Here is a 16,584-nt window from a genome sequence, read left to right as displayed (position 1 = left end):
CCATGGGTTCGCCCCCTTTCACGTTTGAACCGTTCTGCTAGAGTAATTACCTTCCCTGTTAGCCCTTACCCCGTATTTATCCGTGCCATCTGCCGTGTCGTCCCAGTCGAATCGCATCCCTGAGCATCTATCGGCACGCCAGCTTGCATTTTTGGTGCTGCGCGATATTGATAAAGGGGCTTTTGCCGATGTGGCCTTAGAACGTAATATTCGCAACTTTAGCTTGGCGGCTGTCGATCGACGGCTGGCCACGGAGCTCATCTATGGCACGGTGCGACGTCAGCGCACATTGGACGCTCTGATTACCCAATTGGGAAAACGATCTGCTGAGCAGCAACCGGCTGAACTGCGGCGGATTTTGCATTTAGGCTTTTATCAACTGCGCTACTTGGATCAGGTGCCAGAACATGCCGCCGTTGACACCACAGTGCAGCTAGCCAAATATCAGCGCTTAGGCAAGCTCAGCGGTGTGGTGAATGGCATGCTGCGTCAATATATTCGCTTGCATGCAGCGGGCGACGATCCGCTACAGCTACCGGCGGATGCCGTGGAATCGCTGGGGATTTTGCATAGTTATCCCGATTGGATCGTGCAGGCATGGCAGCAGTTGCTCGCGGCAGACGATGTGTCGAAGCTCTGCGAATGGTTTAATCAAACGCCCAAAATCGATCTACGGGTAAATCGGTTGCGTTCCAGCATTGATCAGGTGATGGCGGCCTTAACTGACCATGGATTAATGGTGCAGCCCCATGAACAGATTCCCCATGCTCTGCGGATTGTGGGGGCAACGGGCAATATTCGTCAGCTGCCTGGATACGACGAGGGCTGGTGGATGGTGCAAGATAGCAGTGCTCAGCTGGTGAGCTATTTGGTAGATCCACAGCCAGGGGAAACCATTATTGATGCCTGTGGTGCCCCCGGCGGCAAAACCACCCACTTAGCAGAGTTGATGGGCGATCAGGGGCGAGTGTTGGGTTGCGATCGCACATCTTCCCGTCTCAACAAAATTTGTCAAAATGCCAAACGGCTCCAGCTCAATACGATTGAAACCGTCATGGGCGATAGTCGCCAGCAGCCTAAGTTTCAAGGCATTGCCGATCGCGTCTTGTTAGATGTGCCTTGCTCGGGGCTAGGCACCCTCCATCGCCATGCCGATGCCCGCTGGCGGCAAACGCCAAATTCCATTGCCGGTTTAGTTACCTTGCAGCAGGAGCTTTTAGAGGCCGCTATCGATTGGGTTAAACCCAGGGGCGTATTGGTCTACTCCACCTGCACACTTCACCCCGACGAAAATCAGACACTGATTCAAACCTTTTTAGCCCGTCATCCCGATTGGGAAATTCAACCCCCTGCCAAAGCCTCTCCCGTAGCCCCTTTTGTGACCGAACAAGGCTGGGCAACGGTGTGGCCCCATCAACAAAATATGGATGGCTTCTTTATGGTGAAGCTGCAGCGGTGTTGATTTTCCTATGGTGTTGATATCCGAGACTTTACGGAGACTGTGCAACCGGTTTTTCGAGGGTCCTCAGGTGCAGTTACTGTTTTTCTCGTTATCTCTTTCTGTTTCGCTACGCACATCAGCCTATCTAGACGATATTTAATCACCCTATTGCTGGTGTAATAACTCTCTTCTTCAATTTATGGTCTGGTGAATTTACTGATTCAATCCTACTGTTATTAGTGAGCTGAATAGTATAAATACTGGGCAGTCGAGAGCATGAATTACTTATCCACACGGATTGCCGTCTCTCTTAAAGCTTGTATAAAAAGTAGTAAGTGGCTTTGGCCATGGGAGTTGGCTTCTGTCATCTTAGGAACAACGAAACATTACGGGCTCAGCTGTTCAGCAGCCTGGGGTTTTCAGAATCAATCTTGACTGCAAAGGGAAACATGAATATTAAGACTATTGTTGCTGGTGTTGTAGGTGCGGCTGTTGTAGGTGTGGGTATTGCTGACTCAGCTCAAGCTGCTGGTTTAGTAAACTATAACTTTGAAGATGCCACCGGAGCTTTTCCAGGGCTGAATCAATTCAGGTTTGTTAATAAGGCCGACGTTTCTGGTTGGCAGACTACCGATAACAATGTCATTGAAATCTGGGGTGATGGTTTTCATGGTGTGGCTGCTGGTGAAGGTAACTACTTTGCTGAATTAAATGCCCACAAGGCTGACACGTTGTTCCAGGAAGTGTCCAACATCGAGGCCGGTCAGAAAATGGGATTCTCCTTTATGCACCGTGCGCGTAGTGGCACAGATGTGATGAATCTCGAGATTACTGACCTAGGTTTGGATAATGTCTTCGGTACCGCTGATGATACTGTCCTCTTTACCAAGGACTATTCCGCAACTACAGCTCAGTGGGAGCTAAACACTAGCGAGAATGAAGCCGCAATCACAACTCTGGGTAACAACATGCGGTTTGCATATTCCGCTGTATCCACTGGTTCTGGTAACAACTCTGTTGGTAACTTCCTAGATGCTGCCCAGTTTGGTCTAGCTTCAGAGGTTACTCCTGGTGCTGAATCTCAGGATGTGCCCGAGCCTGCTTCTATCTTGGCTCTGCTAGCAGTGGGTGGTGTTGCTGCAGGTGGTGCATTGCGTAAGAAGCAAGCGGCTTAAATCTGGCTTGCGTTTGCCAAGAGAGATTTGGCGAATGTGTTAAAGCTTGCGACATTTATTTCCTAGACTACTACCTTTTTATAAAGCCCTGGGTTATTAAAGACTCAGGGCTTTTTATTGTGGGATTAGGGCTTGTTAAAAAATAAAATCATGGCCTTGTTGCTTGAAACCGTGGCTTAACAAGCCTTTCAAGGCTAACCAAGAAGTTGTTTCTTAACACCTCCTTATTGCTTAAACGGATCGTACTCCGCTAGCAGCCGCTCTAATTTGGCCTCATCGATGCGGCTGAGCATGCGCTTGGCTTCTTCTTGGTCGCGAATGGTTTTAGATAAACTGACTGTTGAACCTACTGAGAAGAGTAAACCCATGCCAAGATATCCTTTCAGCCAGACATCGGCGGGTAAATAGACAATGCCAATGGCGGTGGCAGAAATTGACACAACAAACGATAGCCAGGTTTGGGCAATCCATGCCGTGGTGTGGCTTGAGGGGGCGTTAAACTTTTTTGTTGCTGTGGTCATAATGGATTTCCTTTGTGTGTGTGCATGGCTCTAGTGTCTTCAATGCAAGCATGAAGATGCCATGAGAGCGGCCCAAGGAAACTCAGCAGTGGGAATCTCGACGTATAGAGGCGAAGTGCGTGGAAGTAAATCCATGATGCGGGGCCCTATGGTTGTGATGATTGAGCATCACAACCATAGGGCCGATTGGTCTGGCAACTAATGATCACACTGCCAGGTCAAGAATTGTGGGGAACCGTGATTAAACCTGGGACATTTGGCTGAGGGGCGTGGCTGGCTAATGGAGAACGCTGTGCTGCCGCAACCCCGTTGTCTGTGATTCCACGTGATAAACCTCACAAGGTTTAAATTCACGTCTGCAAGATAAACAAAAAGTCGGTGCTGTGGTTAAAATCGAACTTGGTTTAGCTAATGGCGGGACTCAACTGATTGACTTTCCCCACGATACAACCCGTGGACAAAGTGGCTCTGTTCTCTACCAAGGGATTATTGCGGAAAACGAAGCCGAATTGTTCACCAGTGTTCGTTTCCTCGCCACAGGCGGCAATGATGGTTTTGGTTTTGATAATTTAACCGTGGGCTCTTTTGAGCAGGTTAATGACGACTCGGTTGCAACCCCTGAACCCACATCTATGTTGGGTCTAGCGCTGGTGGGGCTGTGTGGCGTTGGCTTTAGCTTCAAGCGTAAGCAAGCTTGATAGTTGGTGAGCAAGAACAGCCTAGGGAAGAGATGCAGGCAGTGAAGCGTTGATATTTTAAGCGTAAGTTGACTCTTCTCTAGGTGGGCTATGTGATTTCTACTGCTGAATAGCGGTGACTTTAGGTCGTTTGCACTATTGTTGTGGATCAGGAGCGTTTGTCTCGATCCACAACAATAGTGTTTTTTTATGGGGCATCTGAGGCCACCGGTGGCCTCAGATGCCACCCATGGAGCCTGTTTATGGGGGCTGGTGCACGTTGGCCGGCAGTTGCTGTGCTTGGGGCGTTAATTTCTGGCTACTCCAGCATCCCGGGCCGCTTGCTTGACGGCGGCGGCAACGGCATTGGCAACGCGTTGGTCGAATACGGAGGGCACAATGTGGTCGGGCCGGAGCTCGCTATCGGGAATCAGCGTCGCGATCGCATGGGCCGCATGTAAGAACATGGTGGTGGTAATTGCCTCAGCCCGGCAATCAATGGCACCGCGCAGCAGACCGGGGAAGGCCAGCACATTATTAATCTGATTGGCATAATCACTACGGCCTGTGGCCATGACCGCCACAATGCCGTCTAGGAGCTCTGGCTGAATTTCGGGTATGGGGTTGGCCATGGCAAACACAATGGGATCCGGGGCCATGGATTTGACCATATCCACGGTGACGACGCCGGGGGCGCTCACCCCCATAAAGACGTCGGCACCCACCATGGCGTCTGCCAGGGTGCCGCTTTGGTCCACTACAAATTCTTGCTTCCGGTCGTTCAGGTCGCTGCGATCGCGGCTAATAATGCCCTTCGAATCACATACCGTAATATGATTGACGCCAGCTTTTTTGAATAGGCGCGCCATGGCTAGCCCAGCGGCGCCTGCACCGTTAATCACCAGCTTGATTTCACCCATTTGAGGTTCTTTGCCCACCACCTTAAGCGCATTGACCAGGGCTGCCAGACTCACGATGGCGGTGCCATGCTGATCGTCATGGAAAATAGGAATGTCTAATTCCTTTTGCAGGCGAGCCTCAATTTCAAAGCAGCGGGGGGCACTAATATCCTCAAGATTTATACCGCCAAAGACCGGTGCAATGCGCTTAATCGTTTCTACAATTTCATCCGTATCTTGGGTATCCAAGCAAATGGGGAAACCATCTAGACCCGCAAATTCCTTAAACAGCATGGCTTTACCTTCCATCACTGGCAAAGCTCCCGCTGGGCCCAGATTGCCTAGACCGAGTACCGCGCTACCATCGGTAATAATGGCCACAGTGTTGGATTTAATCGTCAGGTCGTAAACCCGTTCTGGATGTTGGGCAATTTCAGAACATACGCGACCGACGCCGGGGGTGTAGGCCATCGCCAGATCCTCCTGGCTACGGACCGGGGCTTTGCACACCATGTGGATTTTGCCCCCTTCGTGGAGTTTGAAGGTGCGGTCATGGACCTTGACAACCTCGATATTATCTAAGGCGTAGATCGCATTCATGATTTCTTCAGCATGTTCAGCACTGGCGGCATCTACACTGACATCCCGAGTAACATTGGCTCGGCAGCGGTCGATCACATCGATATCTCCCAAGTTGCCCCCTGCTTCGGCAATGGCCTGGGTTACCTTAGCCAGCATGCCAGCCTGGTTTGGTACGTGCATACGGATGGTTAAACTATAGCTAGGATTGGGTGTCAGACTGACCATGCTCAAAAACCTCGATGTGGGATATGGAAATGTAGTAAAAAAATGTTAAGCCCTGGTGGTGCTATCCTGCGACCCTGGAACCTATGGATATAAAAAGCGTTTAAAAGATAATCCTGTTTCTTCAGCTAGGGATATTGCATACAATTTTCCTACTGTCATAGTCTGTCCCGATTGCCCATTCCTTAATTCCACTTCCCTGACACCATGCCAAGTCTCTACGCTGAAATCGAAATCAACGCCACCGCTGCTCAAGTTTGGGATGCTTTGGTGCGCAAAGAAGACTGGCGTTATTGGAATACGTTTCTATACGACTGCGACCCGCGTTCTAACTTTATGCTGGGGCGCGAGGTATTTTTGGCGATGCAGCGCATTGAGGGCGATGTGGACACAGAGTTTCAGCCGGTGGTGACCACCTTGCGTCCCGGTAGCTGTCTACGCTGGGTATCGAAAATTCCCGGCCTCAAGACAGAGCATTCCTTTGAAATGCAGGAAATTGCTCCGGGCCGTACGCGTTATTTGCATCGGGATATTTTTATGGGGCCCCTGTCCGGGGTGTTTTTGCCCTTTATTCGTGACGATGAACGGGAGGGGGTGCGGCGCATGGCGTATCAACTGAAGCGCTATGTGGAAAGTGGCGGTAGGCCGCAGCGGGACCCCTACGGCAACCCCTATAGTCGCAATGCATATCGCGATCCCTATGGTGGCCAAGCCTATGACGATCGCGGCTATGGCGGCGGTTATCAAGACCGTGGTGGTGCGTATCCAGACCAGGGAAATAATCCAGACCGTCGCTATCGGCAGCAGGGCTACCCAGACCAGGGCTATGGGCGTGGTTATGGCAATGAAGACTATGGGGACCGTCGCTATCCGGAGCAGCCAGGCTACCAGGACCGGGGTTACCCAGACCAGGGCGGTGGCTATCAAGATCAGGGCGGCGATGACCGGCGCTATCGTGACCAGGGCTATTCGGACCAAGGCTATCGTGGGCAAGAGGGCTATTCGGACCAAGGCTATGGGGATGGGCGCCAGGATCGGAATTATCCCGATCGCGATGACCGGCGCTATCGGGATGACCGGGACTATCGTGACGACAGATGGTAATGCCTGGGAGTAGCAAACCTTGCAAAAATTCTATAAACAGGACCTGGCCCATATTCATGACCTGGGCTATGGTGAGCACGCCCGCCAAGCGTCCGCTGAGATTGTTCAGTTGTTAGCTAAGAACAATATTGCTAATGGTCTTGTTGTTGATTTAGGCTGCGGCAGTGGCATCACCGCCCAAACCCTTTCCAGGGATGGGCATCAAGTGCTGGGGATTGATATTTCCGATGCCATGGTGAATTTGGCCAGGGCCAGGGTACCCCAGGCTAAGTTTTACGTAGCGTCTTTGTTTAATGTGGAGCTTCCACCCTGTGAGGTGGTGACATCCCTCGGTGAATGTGTGAACTATCTGTTTGATCCAGATCACCAGGAAGATCGCCTACAACAGCTATTTAAACGGGTATACCAGGCCCTAAAGCCCGGGGGCATGTTTATCTTTGATCTAGCAGAACCTGGGCAAGTCCAGAAAGGTGAGGAACAACATTTTTCCGAAGGTAACGATTGGCTTGTGTTAGTCAAAAAAGAAGAAAATCTAAAAGCTGCCACCCTCACCCGCCACATTGTTACCCTGCGCAGAATCGGCGAGACCTATCGTCGTGATGATGAAGTTCATCACTTGCGTCTCTACCATTCGGCAGCTGTGACCCAAAAGCTCAGGCGTGCGGGCTTTCAGGTCAGGACTACGCGCAGCTATGGCGCCTATCGGTTACCCAACGCACACACCGCATTTGTCGCCCTCAAACCATTAAGGGCTTAAGTGGTGTGCTGATCCTCTAGAGAGTTTTATCGGTTAAGTCGCTGTTTTATGGCGTGTCTAACCGATCGGTTTATCTCCTAAATCGCAACGGCTTTAGGCTTTGGCTTCGCTATTTTTATGTTCCGACACCGCTTTCTCAACCGGCTGGTTTTCTTGGGGGGCTGTTTGGCGAGATGTGCAGCATCCTTCTTCCCATACATCTCCAGGTTTGTGTTGGCAGGTGGGTTGAGGGGTTGGATTGTTGTTGGTATTAGTAGACATGGGCCATTCCCTTGGTGAGCGTTTCAAGATGCTTCCATGCTAATCGGTGATTTTCGGTAATAACCGGTAATTTACGGTATTTAAAAAGAATGCAACAGTCCTTAAACTCTCGTTGTCACATTTGCTGAACTTTATGGCACACAGATGCTAACGCTTTGTCAAGCTAAATGTAGTATTCGAAATGTGTTGAGAACTAGTGATGGGCTTTTGCCAGGAGCTGGTCGGTGATGTAGTTGCTAATGGTGTAGAAGGCTGCGATCGCTAAAATAGCCGGCAACGTAATACTTAATAGTTGTACGTCGTCGATGGCCAGTTCCAGGGCAATGGTTAATAGGATAGCCGTCATGCCGTTTTGGTGGCCAAACATCACCCGTACCACATCATTCCTTTCATCCCTAAAAAAGAGCATGGTTACCAAGGGCTGAGCAATAAAAAAGGTCCCCATGGCAAGGGCTACCCCCATGCGCCAGTGCAGGTCTAAATTGGCGGCCAAAGCCCCAATGACAAACGCGCTAAATCCAAAAATTAAATTAAGGACGGCAGTTTTTAATTTCTCATTGGTGAAGGGGCGTAAATAAAGCCCCAGGGATGCCGGTAATAGCAAGGTTCCGGCGGTGATAAATGCGCCTGCGATACCGCTGCCGATGCAGGTGGCAAAAATGATTAGCTTAGCGCCCCAGCCTTGCTGTAGGGGTTTCCACAGGCGGCTAATGGTGTAGATAAGAAAGCTCGCGTAAATTTCTAAGCCCAGGTTGCTGAAATATTGGGGCAGGGAGACGGCCTGTACGGAGAACTGGGGCAAGAATAGATAAAACGCGAATAGCACCGTAATCGGATCGTCAAAGCTGGACCAGCATCGCATCAGGGTGGCGGCTTTCGGACTAAACCGTTTGGGATTAATATTTTTGGCGGCTAGGATGGGATCAATTTGGGCGATGACGGTGGCACATAGCATGGCTACCGGGATCGGTAGGAAAGGGCTAAGGAGCAGACCCGGTACCAAAATTTTGATGGGGACGCCTAGAAATAAAACGGCGGCGATCACCTTGAGGTTACGCCGCACTTCTCGAATATTAATTTCGGCTACGTTCAAATAAAGCCCGGCTGCGATCGCCATGTGCATGGCCGGTTGCAAGAGGGCAAAGTCCTGCGGCTGAAATAAGCCGAAGGTATTGAGGCTCCATGCCGAGCAATAGGCACCCAAACCAATTCCGATGGGGAGTAATGCAGACTTTGTTTGCATAGCTGGGGATCGACACTAAGCAACCACAGACAGAGAAGCTGCATTAGATCGTAGTCGAGGCGCAATACTTTGGCTATTGGGCGACAGTAGTAGGGAATCTAAAAGTTGGGACCTTAAGGATTTTGCACAATAGATGTCTGATTCTAAGCAATCAATAATAAGTTCAACTAAATAAAGATACTGGTTCAGGGCGGCGGCCTCATCCGGGGCCAGGGTGATCACAAACCCCTCATTGAGATGTTGTTGAATCAGCAGTTGTAAGTTGTCAGCCCATTGGGCACAAACCGCTTTAGAGTCTCCAGGGCTAGGCAGGGTGTGCTGCAATTGGGAGAGTTCTTGTGCTAATTGCGGTTGAATCTGATGGGCGAGGGCGACCGCCTCATTAAACTTCTCAACAATATTATTTTGAGCTGTTTGATAGGTGGGGTCGTAATGACTAACGGCGGTAATGTCGGTTTCTCGTCCTTCAGCCCGGTCTTTGACCAGGGTATGAATCACGGCCAGGTCAACATCTAGCTTGGCGCGGGGGGAGCGGTGGATGATTTTATTGGATTTTCGATTGATTTTGCGAAGTTTGGTCGCTACCTGCTGGGCTAAGATATGGTCTACCCCTTCGGTTTTTCGATCAATGTGGAGGTCGGTTTCCAGGTCAGTCGATAGGTAGCACGCTCGCCAAGAACTGGACTCCACCTGGGCTGTCTGTGTGGTTTGTTCGAGCCAGGTAAAGACTTCGGGCAGTTGGCCCATTTGTAATATATTTAAGCTCTGTTGAAAGAGAATCGTCAGAAACTGATCGGCTTCGGGCAGTCTTTCTACCTCAAATAAGAGAGTTTGCCGCCAGTCTCGACGCTGGGCGTACTGGCTCAAAAATTCCTTTAGTTTGTGTTCGTCTGGGCCGATGACATCGATTGCTTTCATTGCTGTGAAATATTCTTGGAAACTACGGTAGGAAAATGTATAGGTGTTGTGGGCCGAGCGGGTGAGCAAGCTATGCTGAGACTCTAGGGCGTTTAAAATTGCCTGGGTGTCAGCATCTAGGGTGTCTTCTTCCACATCGGGCAGATGTTGAATAAAGTCTTTAATAATGCGTTCAATTTGCGATCGCTTCCAGAAAAACTTAGAATCCTCAGCCCCCGTCATGCCTTTAAAGGCAATTAGGTAAAATAAATCGCGGCGGCGGGGGCGAGATAATTTACCTTGGTATACATCATCTCGTTTAATGCGTCGAAAAGAATCCCATTTTCGCAGGTATAAATCCGTTGCATCTTCAAATAAGGAGCTTTTATCTTTTGGAAACTCGTACCCATCTGAATAGATGGAGCAGAGCATCGTTAACATGAGGGGGTTCTTGGTCAGCTCACGAATCTGAGGATTCTCATTCAGGTTCTCTAAAAACTGTTCCGTAATATCATCTTCGTCGGAGTGGTTAAACCAATTGGTGACAAATGTCTTGACCTGATCGCGCTCAAAGTCAGCCATTTCCACTTCTTTAAATGAAGCTGGGATATAATCACTGGCTCCGTATCGGCAGGTGAGAACAAACCCATTGTCAGGATATTGTTTTACAATCTGGTCGATTTCCTGCTGAACGTCACTCAAAATACTCAAGGGAATTTCGTCTAAGCTATCTAGTAGGATGACTAATTTCCCCCGGGTGAGCAACGTCCGAGCAAAGGAACTTGCTTGCTCCTCATTGAGATTGCCTCGGGAAAATTCTTTGATGATTGCATCGACAAAGCTCAGGCTGGTGTGGTTGCGAGAGAATTCGTTGAGGGTGATAAAAACCGGCAGAGTGGGTTCTGGCTCTTCTGTGGCTCGGGCACTGAGTCGGAGGGCTAAGAACCGTAGGGATGTACTCTTGCCAGAACCGGCGGCCCCCCAGACCACTAGTTTAGAATCTGTTTTAAAGAGCTTTTTGGCTTCCACTCGGGGAGCATCGGAGGCGATGTATCCCTCCATTTCTGCCTGCAGCTCGGTAATCGATTTACGCTTTCTGATTTTGAGTTCCTCGGCCAGCCTTGGCTCTGTATATAAGGCATCCAATGACAGCGGCTTGGTCATATTGGGAATGCGTACTACATTGCATTTGTGACGCACGTAGTCAATGTAGTCGTGGAGCCAATCCTCAAAGGTTCTAGAGACAGCGCTAGCCGCAGTTTGCTTAATACTTGTTTGGGCATCTCGGAAGCTGGTGTAGTTGAGCAGCAGCTTACACAGGTAATTTAAATTTTTTTCCGAAAGCTTTTGAGGCTCATCGGCATTAAAAAAGTTCCGAATTGTCTTATCGGAGATCAGGTCCCTGGCCGTTGATTTTTTAGGATTTTTGCGTAGAGCGTCCAGATCGTCTGCAAAGGTTTGATTTAAGCGATTGATCAACATGCTAGGCGAACGACCACACTCTGATGTGTAGGCCGTTTGCAGCCGTTTGTAGAGAGCCGTGTCAATTTCGATCGCCGGGGTAGGCATAACGATTACCTAACTCAATAGACATTCCAGGACATTATCAGAAAACGTAAAGCTCCTCGATTATGGAAACCTTATGATTATCTTGCCAGCCTGTTTGGGAGAATTAAGTGCCGCCCTAAACAACATCGTTATTACTTAGAGTAGGAATACCCTCCTCTCCAGGATACTCCTAGTTTCGATTTCCTATCGTAGGTTTCCATACAGTTCAAGGGATGCTCCTGTAAAAAGCCTATAATTGCCGATAAATACCGAATGTTATGGGGGTAGTCTGTTGAGAAAGATAACAATAGTTGATCAATTGCTATCTCTTTTGCCGATATATATGTTTCTCTGAAGTAGATGTTCGTATCCAGCAACATTCCTCGTCTTGCTGTGTTGTAAAGCTTTGTTACAAGTCGCATAGGCTTTGAATACCGTATTTCTGCCGATAAACTGACGACACTTTGCCGATGCGGTCATGCAAAGTGTCGATTAATATCCTTAAATACCGTTAATTACCTAGGGCGGTTGTATCTTTTCCGGGGTGTTGGGTTCAATCTTTTCCCGCTAATCTGATTTTGTCGAGCCAAGAATCACGCTTTGTCTATTGTATAAGTGTTTTCAAGGTTGGACGGTGGGGCGGGTATTCAAGAGAGAATTTTGTGCTGTTGGATATCCATGCCCATGATTTTTAGTATCTCTCAGTGGGGCAGATCTGCTTTTATATGGCTAATTAGTAGCCCTTTGGTTGGGATTTGATGCCTTCGTAGAGATTCTATTGGTACAAACATTTGCATTTCTTAGGGGATGAGATTCAATGTACAACAAAGAGTCTGACAGCCAATCACTGCAACTGCTATATAATCCTTACTTTGGTGCGGATACGGCTGTTGTTGAAGAGACTATCAATGGTATGCACCAAAAAGGCCGCATTAAGGTGCCGGGGGGGATCTCTTGGTTGGCCCTCAATTATACGAATGAGCGCATTCTCAAGGGAGAGCGTGTACGCCTGCTGGGACGTCAGGGCAATACTTGGATTGTGGAGCTAATTCGAATTCCGGGTATGGCCCCTCGGCGCAGTGCTGCTTGTGTCGATATGCAGCCGTATTCCGTTGAGGACGCTAATCAGATTAAACGTCCGGCCACAGCGGATCTAGCCCAGATGAACTAGCTGCCCATCGGGTTTGAGAGTTCGTCCCATGGGGCAGCTGTTTAAAATAAGTGTGTAAAAGTGACTCCTTAAACAAGCGTTTAAGGAGTCACTTTTTGGCTTGAAAAGTGTGGGTAATCCGTTACCGCATGGGCAGCTTGGAGCGGTGATGGTCTAACCAGTGGATGACGTCTACCATCACTTTGTCGCGGTCTAGGTCGTTGTGGGGTTCATGGTAGCTGCCGGGGTATACCTGGAAGGTTTTATCGGCCAGGGTGATGCGGTCAAAAATTTCTTGACTGCCGCGGACGTCATTGATTTTGTCTGCGCTGCCGTGGATTAGCAAAATGGGGAGCTGCAGCTGGCTGATGGTACGCCTGACATTGGCGATCGCAACCAGGCATTCGGTGCCCCATCGCACCGTGGCCATGGAATGGGTGAGGGGATCTTCTTGGATTTGTTGAACGATGGCCGGATCGCGGGATAGGGTGGCTTTGCCCGCGCCGACCGCCATGGAAAACCGAGGCCACACCCCCGACAAGATGCGGGCAATGGTGACTAAATAGGGCTTGGCGATGCCGACGGGGCGAATGGGGGGACCGCTAATAATAATCCCAGCAATATCTTGGGGCTGAAGCAGGGCAAAATCGAGCACAATCAGCCCCCCTAGGCTGTGGCCAAAAATAAACAGGGGCAAACTGGGTTCGTGGCGGCGCACCTGGGTGAGGAAGGCGCTGACGTTATCGCGGTAATCTTGCCAGCGATCAATGTGGCCCCGCTGACCTTCGGAACGACCATGGCCCTGGTTGTCAAACCCAAACACGGCATAGCCTGCCTGGGTGAGGGCGGTGGTGACGGTGTGGTAGCGATCGCAATGTTCGCCAAAGCCATGGACTATCACGACAATGGCTTTAGCCGTGCGTCGGGGATACCAGGCTTGGTAAAACAGCGATAGACCGTGGGCACCGCAAAACGTATCTTCTAGTTGAGCTGCTTGGGTGACAGGCATGTTGGGACGAGGAACAAACAGGGAACGGTGGCGAAAAACATTGCAAGCAGAGGTATCAAAACGTGGCGCAGACCATGATTTTACAGGATTTCCACGGTGCCTTTGTGGCCATCGATACGTACCCGTTGCCCAGTGCGTAGCTGCTGGGTAACATCAGTGACATCCATAACTGCTGGGATCCCATATTCACGCGCCACAATCGCTCCATGGGAAAGTTGCCCCCCAACTTCAGCAATGAGTCCCCCCAAGTTTGCCAGCAGCGGTGCCCAGCCTGCATCGGTGTAAGGTACCACTAAAATAGTGGTTTTGCTGATGGGGGCTGCCGTATCTAGGGTGGTAAGTACCTGGACTTCGCCCTCTAGGGTGCCCGGACTAGCACCAATACCGGTTAACAGGCGTCCAGTTTGTGCAACTGTCCTTGCGGGCACGGTCATGGGGGTTTGGCCATATACCAGGTGGGGGGCGATCCAGGTGCGATCTAGCTGGTGTTGCTGACGGCGGCGGGCCACCGTATCGGGTGGGGTGGGGCTATGGATAGCGAGGGCGGCGGTGCTATTCCAGGTGGTGATTTCGGGCCAGGTCAGGAAAAAGATATCCCCAGGGTGCTCGAGGCTGTTTTGGTTAATGTAGTGGCGTTCCAGCGCCAGAAAACAACTTCTCAGTTCGGCCAGGAGGCGGTTGTATACTTCTGCAACCTGGCCTTTTATGTCGAGGCGGGCCTGGACCTGACGCTGTTTCCAACCCTGTTGATGGGCGGTCTGCTGAATTTGTTGGGGCGGTTGTTGCAAAAAAGTGGCTAACAGCGCTTTTACGGGGGCTGGCTGCTCGCGCCAAGTGGGTACGGAAATATCCGTGGCGACCTCACTGAGATATCCATATTGGTTTAAAAAACTTTCCAGGTGCTCAAAAAGAGATGCACTTTCCGGCACCTGAGCCAGGGCTGCGAATAGCGCTTCGCTATTGTCAGGTACTGTGGTTAAATGCTGGAGCAAAAAAGACTGGTGGTGGGCGATGGCCTTAATGGCTTCAATGGCTGCAATTTCCGGATTGGTTTTGTAATTTAGCTGGTCGCTATCCACCTTGAATAGGGCTTTACGCAGGGCGAAACTCAGGGGGGCCAAAATGTTGTAGAGTGTCGCTTTTTCCAGCAGTTTGAGAATCTGCTCAATTTGGGTTTTGATCTGCGGCGGCGATAGCGCTTGGGCTGGCTGTAAAGACTTTAAACCTGGCTGGAAATAGGCGTCATTGTCGTGCTTAAACCGCCGAATCAGGTGCCATTCTGATTTGGCGAGTCGCAGTAAACCGGGGGCATTGCGCAGGGTGCTGGTCAGGGGAGGGCGACTAAACTTGGCGCCTCGGGTGAGAAACTCTAGGCTCTCGGGGGGCAGACCCATGCGCTGAAAAATATCCCCTAGCAAGGTGGCATTAAAGTAGGCCTGGGAGCGATGTAGGGTGGCCGTTTGGGAGAAATCTAGCCCCGCTGCCCGCTGCCCTAGAACCAGGGTGAATAGGTTGCCCCAAACACCGCAGGTCAGGGGCTGGTTGATGGACCAGGTCAGGGGATGAATCACCCCGGGAATCACCTCGGCGGCAATTTTGCGCGTCCATAGGGGCATTAGGGTGGTGATGGGACGGCTTTGTAGGACCCATATCTGGTCGCCATCGTAGGTCCATTCGACATCCTGGGGAATGTCGCCAAATTTGAGCTCCAGGTGCCGAGCCAGGTAGGCGATTTGTTGAATTAGACGGTGGGGAATGGGCTGGTGCAAGGGTAGGGGCACCGCCTGCTGTTCCCCCGCCGCCGGATTTTGATTATGGTCTGTAACCGGTAACTCCACCGCATCGGATAGGTGCCACGGGTCCCCAGGCTGAATATCTTCTGGGGTGACGGCCACATAGTATCGCTGGGGGGTGACTTGGCCAGATACTACACGGCTGGCGGGGCCGGGGAGGGCTTCGATGACGACGTTGTGGCCACAGCGGGCAATGGGATCGCGGCTAAAGGCGACACCGGAGAATACGCCTTGAATTTGTTGTTGCACCAAGACATTCATGGGGGCCTCCGGCAGGCCTAGGTCTTGGCGATAGCGGGCGGCGCTAGGCTGGTTATAGGCTTGAAAACAGGTTGCGATCGCACTTGCCAAGTCTGGCTGGTTGACGAGATCTGTCACCGACACATACTGGCCAGCCGCAGATGCCCCTAGGCCATCTTCCCCAACCGCAGAGGAGCGCGCCACCAGCGGTTGTTCTGGCGCAGGCTGGCAAAGCTGAAACAGGGCCGCAGGATCATCCCCTGCCCTGAGGACATAGCCCATGGGCACCGGATATCCCCAGGCTTTTAGCTGGGATAAGGTGGCGGCTTTATTGCCCACCACGGCGGCATCCAATACCTGATCGAGGGCCTGGAGGGCGGATTCCCCTCGAAAAAACCGAAACAACCGCCTAGATTCGGTGCGGGTGCCCTGGTCTGGCAGCTCTAAATCGTCGGGCAGTTTTTCGTAAATCCAACCAATCAGTCCCATGAGGCAAGCCACAGCGGTAAACCGCATGCCATTGTTGTGTACAAGTCCGGTGAGCACTGGCAACAAAATTAGGGCAAAGGTGCGGCCCTGTTTGCGCTCCCGCAAGACCGTAAAGGCGATTAAGCTCAGCACCCAGCCCAAAATTCCCACCAGGGGGTCATAGACCAAAAAGCCCCAGCTAACGTTGGTTACCCCGGCACCCCGGCTGAGCCAATAGCGACCCATGACTAAGGCCATCAGCGCCACCACCGGCCAAATGGGATCCCCTGGAAAGAATTGCCAGGCCATGAACACCGCGCCAATTCCCTTAAAGGCTTCCAGGGCCACTGCCCCGAGGCCAACAACGGTGCCACCGTGGTAGAAGGCTGCCGAGACGCCCACATTGCCGGTGCCGATGTGGGCTAACCGTTTACCAGTGGCTAGCTGTACCCACCAGCCGGTGAGGGGCAGTCCCCCCAGTAATGGGCAAACCAAAAAGATTAACAGCGCGCCCCACACTTGCTCCATGGGTAATTCCATCAACAGTGCTTTTTATCTGACCATTAATTCACCCTGGGGTGATGAATCCTTAAGCCC

Annotated in this window: 13 protein-coding genes; 6 read left to right on the top strand and 7 right to left on the bottom strand. The window is 51.0% G+C overall.

Annotation, left to right across the window (positions count from 1 at the left end):
* Positions 1-82: 82 nt before the first annotated feature.
* Complete coding sequence (locus IXB28_RS12045; RefSeq protein WP_326521027.1) at positions 83-1,462, top strand: 16S rRNA (cytosine(967)-C(5))-methyltransferase; 1,380 nt, start codon at positions 83-85, stop codon at positions 1,460-1,462.
* A gap of 428 nt (positions 1,463-1,890) precedes the next feature.
* Entirely contained in the window at positions 1,891-2,616 is a 726-nt protein-coding gene (locus IXB28_RS12040; RefSeq protein WP_215618848.1) for a PEP-CTERM sorting domain-containing protein, read from the top strand.
* 224 nt (positions 2,617-2,840) lie between these two features.
* On the opposite strand, the gene IXB28_RS12035 is transcribed toward IXB28_RS12040, so the two are convergent.
* Positions 2,841-3,137, bottom strand: coding sequence for a YiaA/YiaB family inner membrane protein (locus tag IXB28_RS12035; RefSeq protein ID WP_215618847.1), 297 nt, complete (start codon positions 3,135-3,137; stop codon positions 2,841-2,843).
* Between the two features lie 383 nt (positions 3,138-3,520).
* On the opposite strand from IXB28_RS12035, the gene IXB28_RS16945 reads away from it, so the two are divergent.
* Positions 3,521-3,835: a PEP-CTERM sorting domain-containing protein gene (locus IXB28_RS16945; RefSeq protein WP_215618846.1), complete on the top strand. Its 315-nt coding sequence runs from the start codon at positions 3,521-3,523 to the stop codon at positions 3,833-3,835.
* 287 nt (positions 3,836-4,122) lie between these two features.
* On the opposite strand, the gene IXB28_RS12025 is transcribed toward IXB28_RS16945, so the two are convergent.
* Positions 4,123-5,520, bottom strand: a complete 1,398-nt coding sequence (locus tag IXB28_RS12025) for an NAD-dependent malic enzyme (protein ID WP_215618845.1) — start codon at positions 5,518-5,520, stop codon at positions 4,123-4,125.
* Positions 5,521-5,724: 204 nt separating this feature from the next.
* Here IXB28_RS12025 and IXB28_RS16615 point away from each other — a divergent pair, with 204 nt between their 5' ends.
* On the top strand, positions 5,725-6,621 hold the full coding sequence (locus IXB28_RS16615; RefSeq protein WP_246559780.1) for an SRPBCC domain-containing protein: 897 nt from the start codon (positions 5,725-5,727) through the stop codon (positions 6,619-6,621).
* A gap of 19 nt (positions 6,622-6,640) precedes the next feature.
* Complete coding sequence (locus tag IXB28_RS12015; RefSeq protein ID WP_215618844.1) at positions 6,641-7,378, top strand: class I SAM-dependent methyltransferase; 738 nt, start codon at positions 6,641-6,643, stop codon at positions 7,376-7,378.
* A gap of 93 nt (positions 7,379-7,471) precedes the next feature.
* Here IXB28_RS12015 and IXB28_RS12010 read toward each other — a convergent pair whose 3' ends face one another.
* The 3 genes from IXB28_RS12010 to IXB28_RS12000 all read right to left on the bottom strand — a co-directional run bounded on the left by IXB28_RS12010 (position 7,472) and on the right by IXB28_RS12000 (position 11,348).
* Positions 7,472-7,639 carry a hypothetical protein gene (locus IXB28_RS12010; protein ID WP_215618843.1) on the bottom strand — a complete coding sequence of 56 codons (168 nt, stop codon included), beginning with the start codon at positions 7,637-7,639 and terminating at the stop codon, positions 7,472-7,474.
* Positions 7,640-7,832: 193 nt separating this feature from the next.
* Complete coding sequence (locus IXB28_RS12005; protein WP_215618842.1) at positions 7,833-8,882, bottom strand: cation:proton antiporter; 1,050 nt, start codon at positions 8,880-8,882, stop codon at positions 7,833-7,835.
* Between the two features lie 15 nt (positions 8,883-8,897).
* Positions 8,898-11,348 carry an NACHT domain-containing protein gene (locus IXB28_RS12000; RefSeq protein WP_215618841.1) on the bottom strand — a complete coding sequence of 817 codons (2,451 nt, stop codon included), beginning with the start codon at positions 11,346-11,348 and terminating at the stop codon, positions 8,898-8,900.
* A gap of 796 nt (positions 11,349-12,144) precedes the next feature.
* On the opposite strand from IXB28_RS12000, the gene IXB28_RS11995 reads away from it, so the two are divergent.
* Positions 12,145-12,498: an NfeD family protein gene (locus IXB28_RS11995; protein ID WP_215618840.1), complete on the top strand. Its 354-nt coding sequence runs from the start codon at positions 12,145-12,147 to the stop codon at positions 12,496-12,498.
* A gap of 121 nt (positions 12,499-12,619) precedes the next feature.
* Here IXB28_RS11995 and IXB28_RS11990 read toward each other — a convergent pair whose 3' ends face one another.
* Together IXB28_RS11990 and IXB28_RS11985 are read right to left on the bottom strand one after the other, a co-directional pair.
* A complete protein-coding gene (locus IXB28_RS11990; protein WP_215618839.1) occupies positions 12,620-13,486 on the bottom strand; it encodes an alpha/beta hydrolase in 867 nt (288 codons plus the stop codon).
* Positions 13,487-13,566: 80 nt separating this feature from the next.
* Entirely contained in the window at positions 13,567-16,515 is a 2,949-nt protein-coding gene (locus IXB28_RS11985; protein WP_215618838.1) for a glycerol-3-phosphate acyltransferase, read from the bottom strand.
* Positions 16,516-16,584 lie beyond the last annotated feature (69 nt).

Origin of the sequence: Leptothoe kymatousa TAU-MAC 1615, assembly GCF_018739865.1 — a bacterium.
GTDB classification, from domain to species: Bacteria; Cyanobacteriota; Cyanobacteriia; order Phormidesmidales; family Phormidesmidaceae; genus Leptothoe; species Leptothoe kymatousa.
Note: the sequence above shows the minus strand (reverse complement) of the source record. Positions and strands in the feature narration are given on the sequence as shown.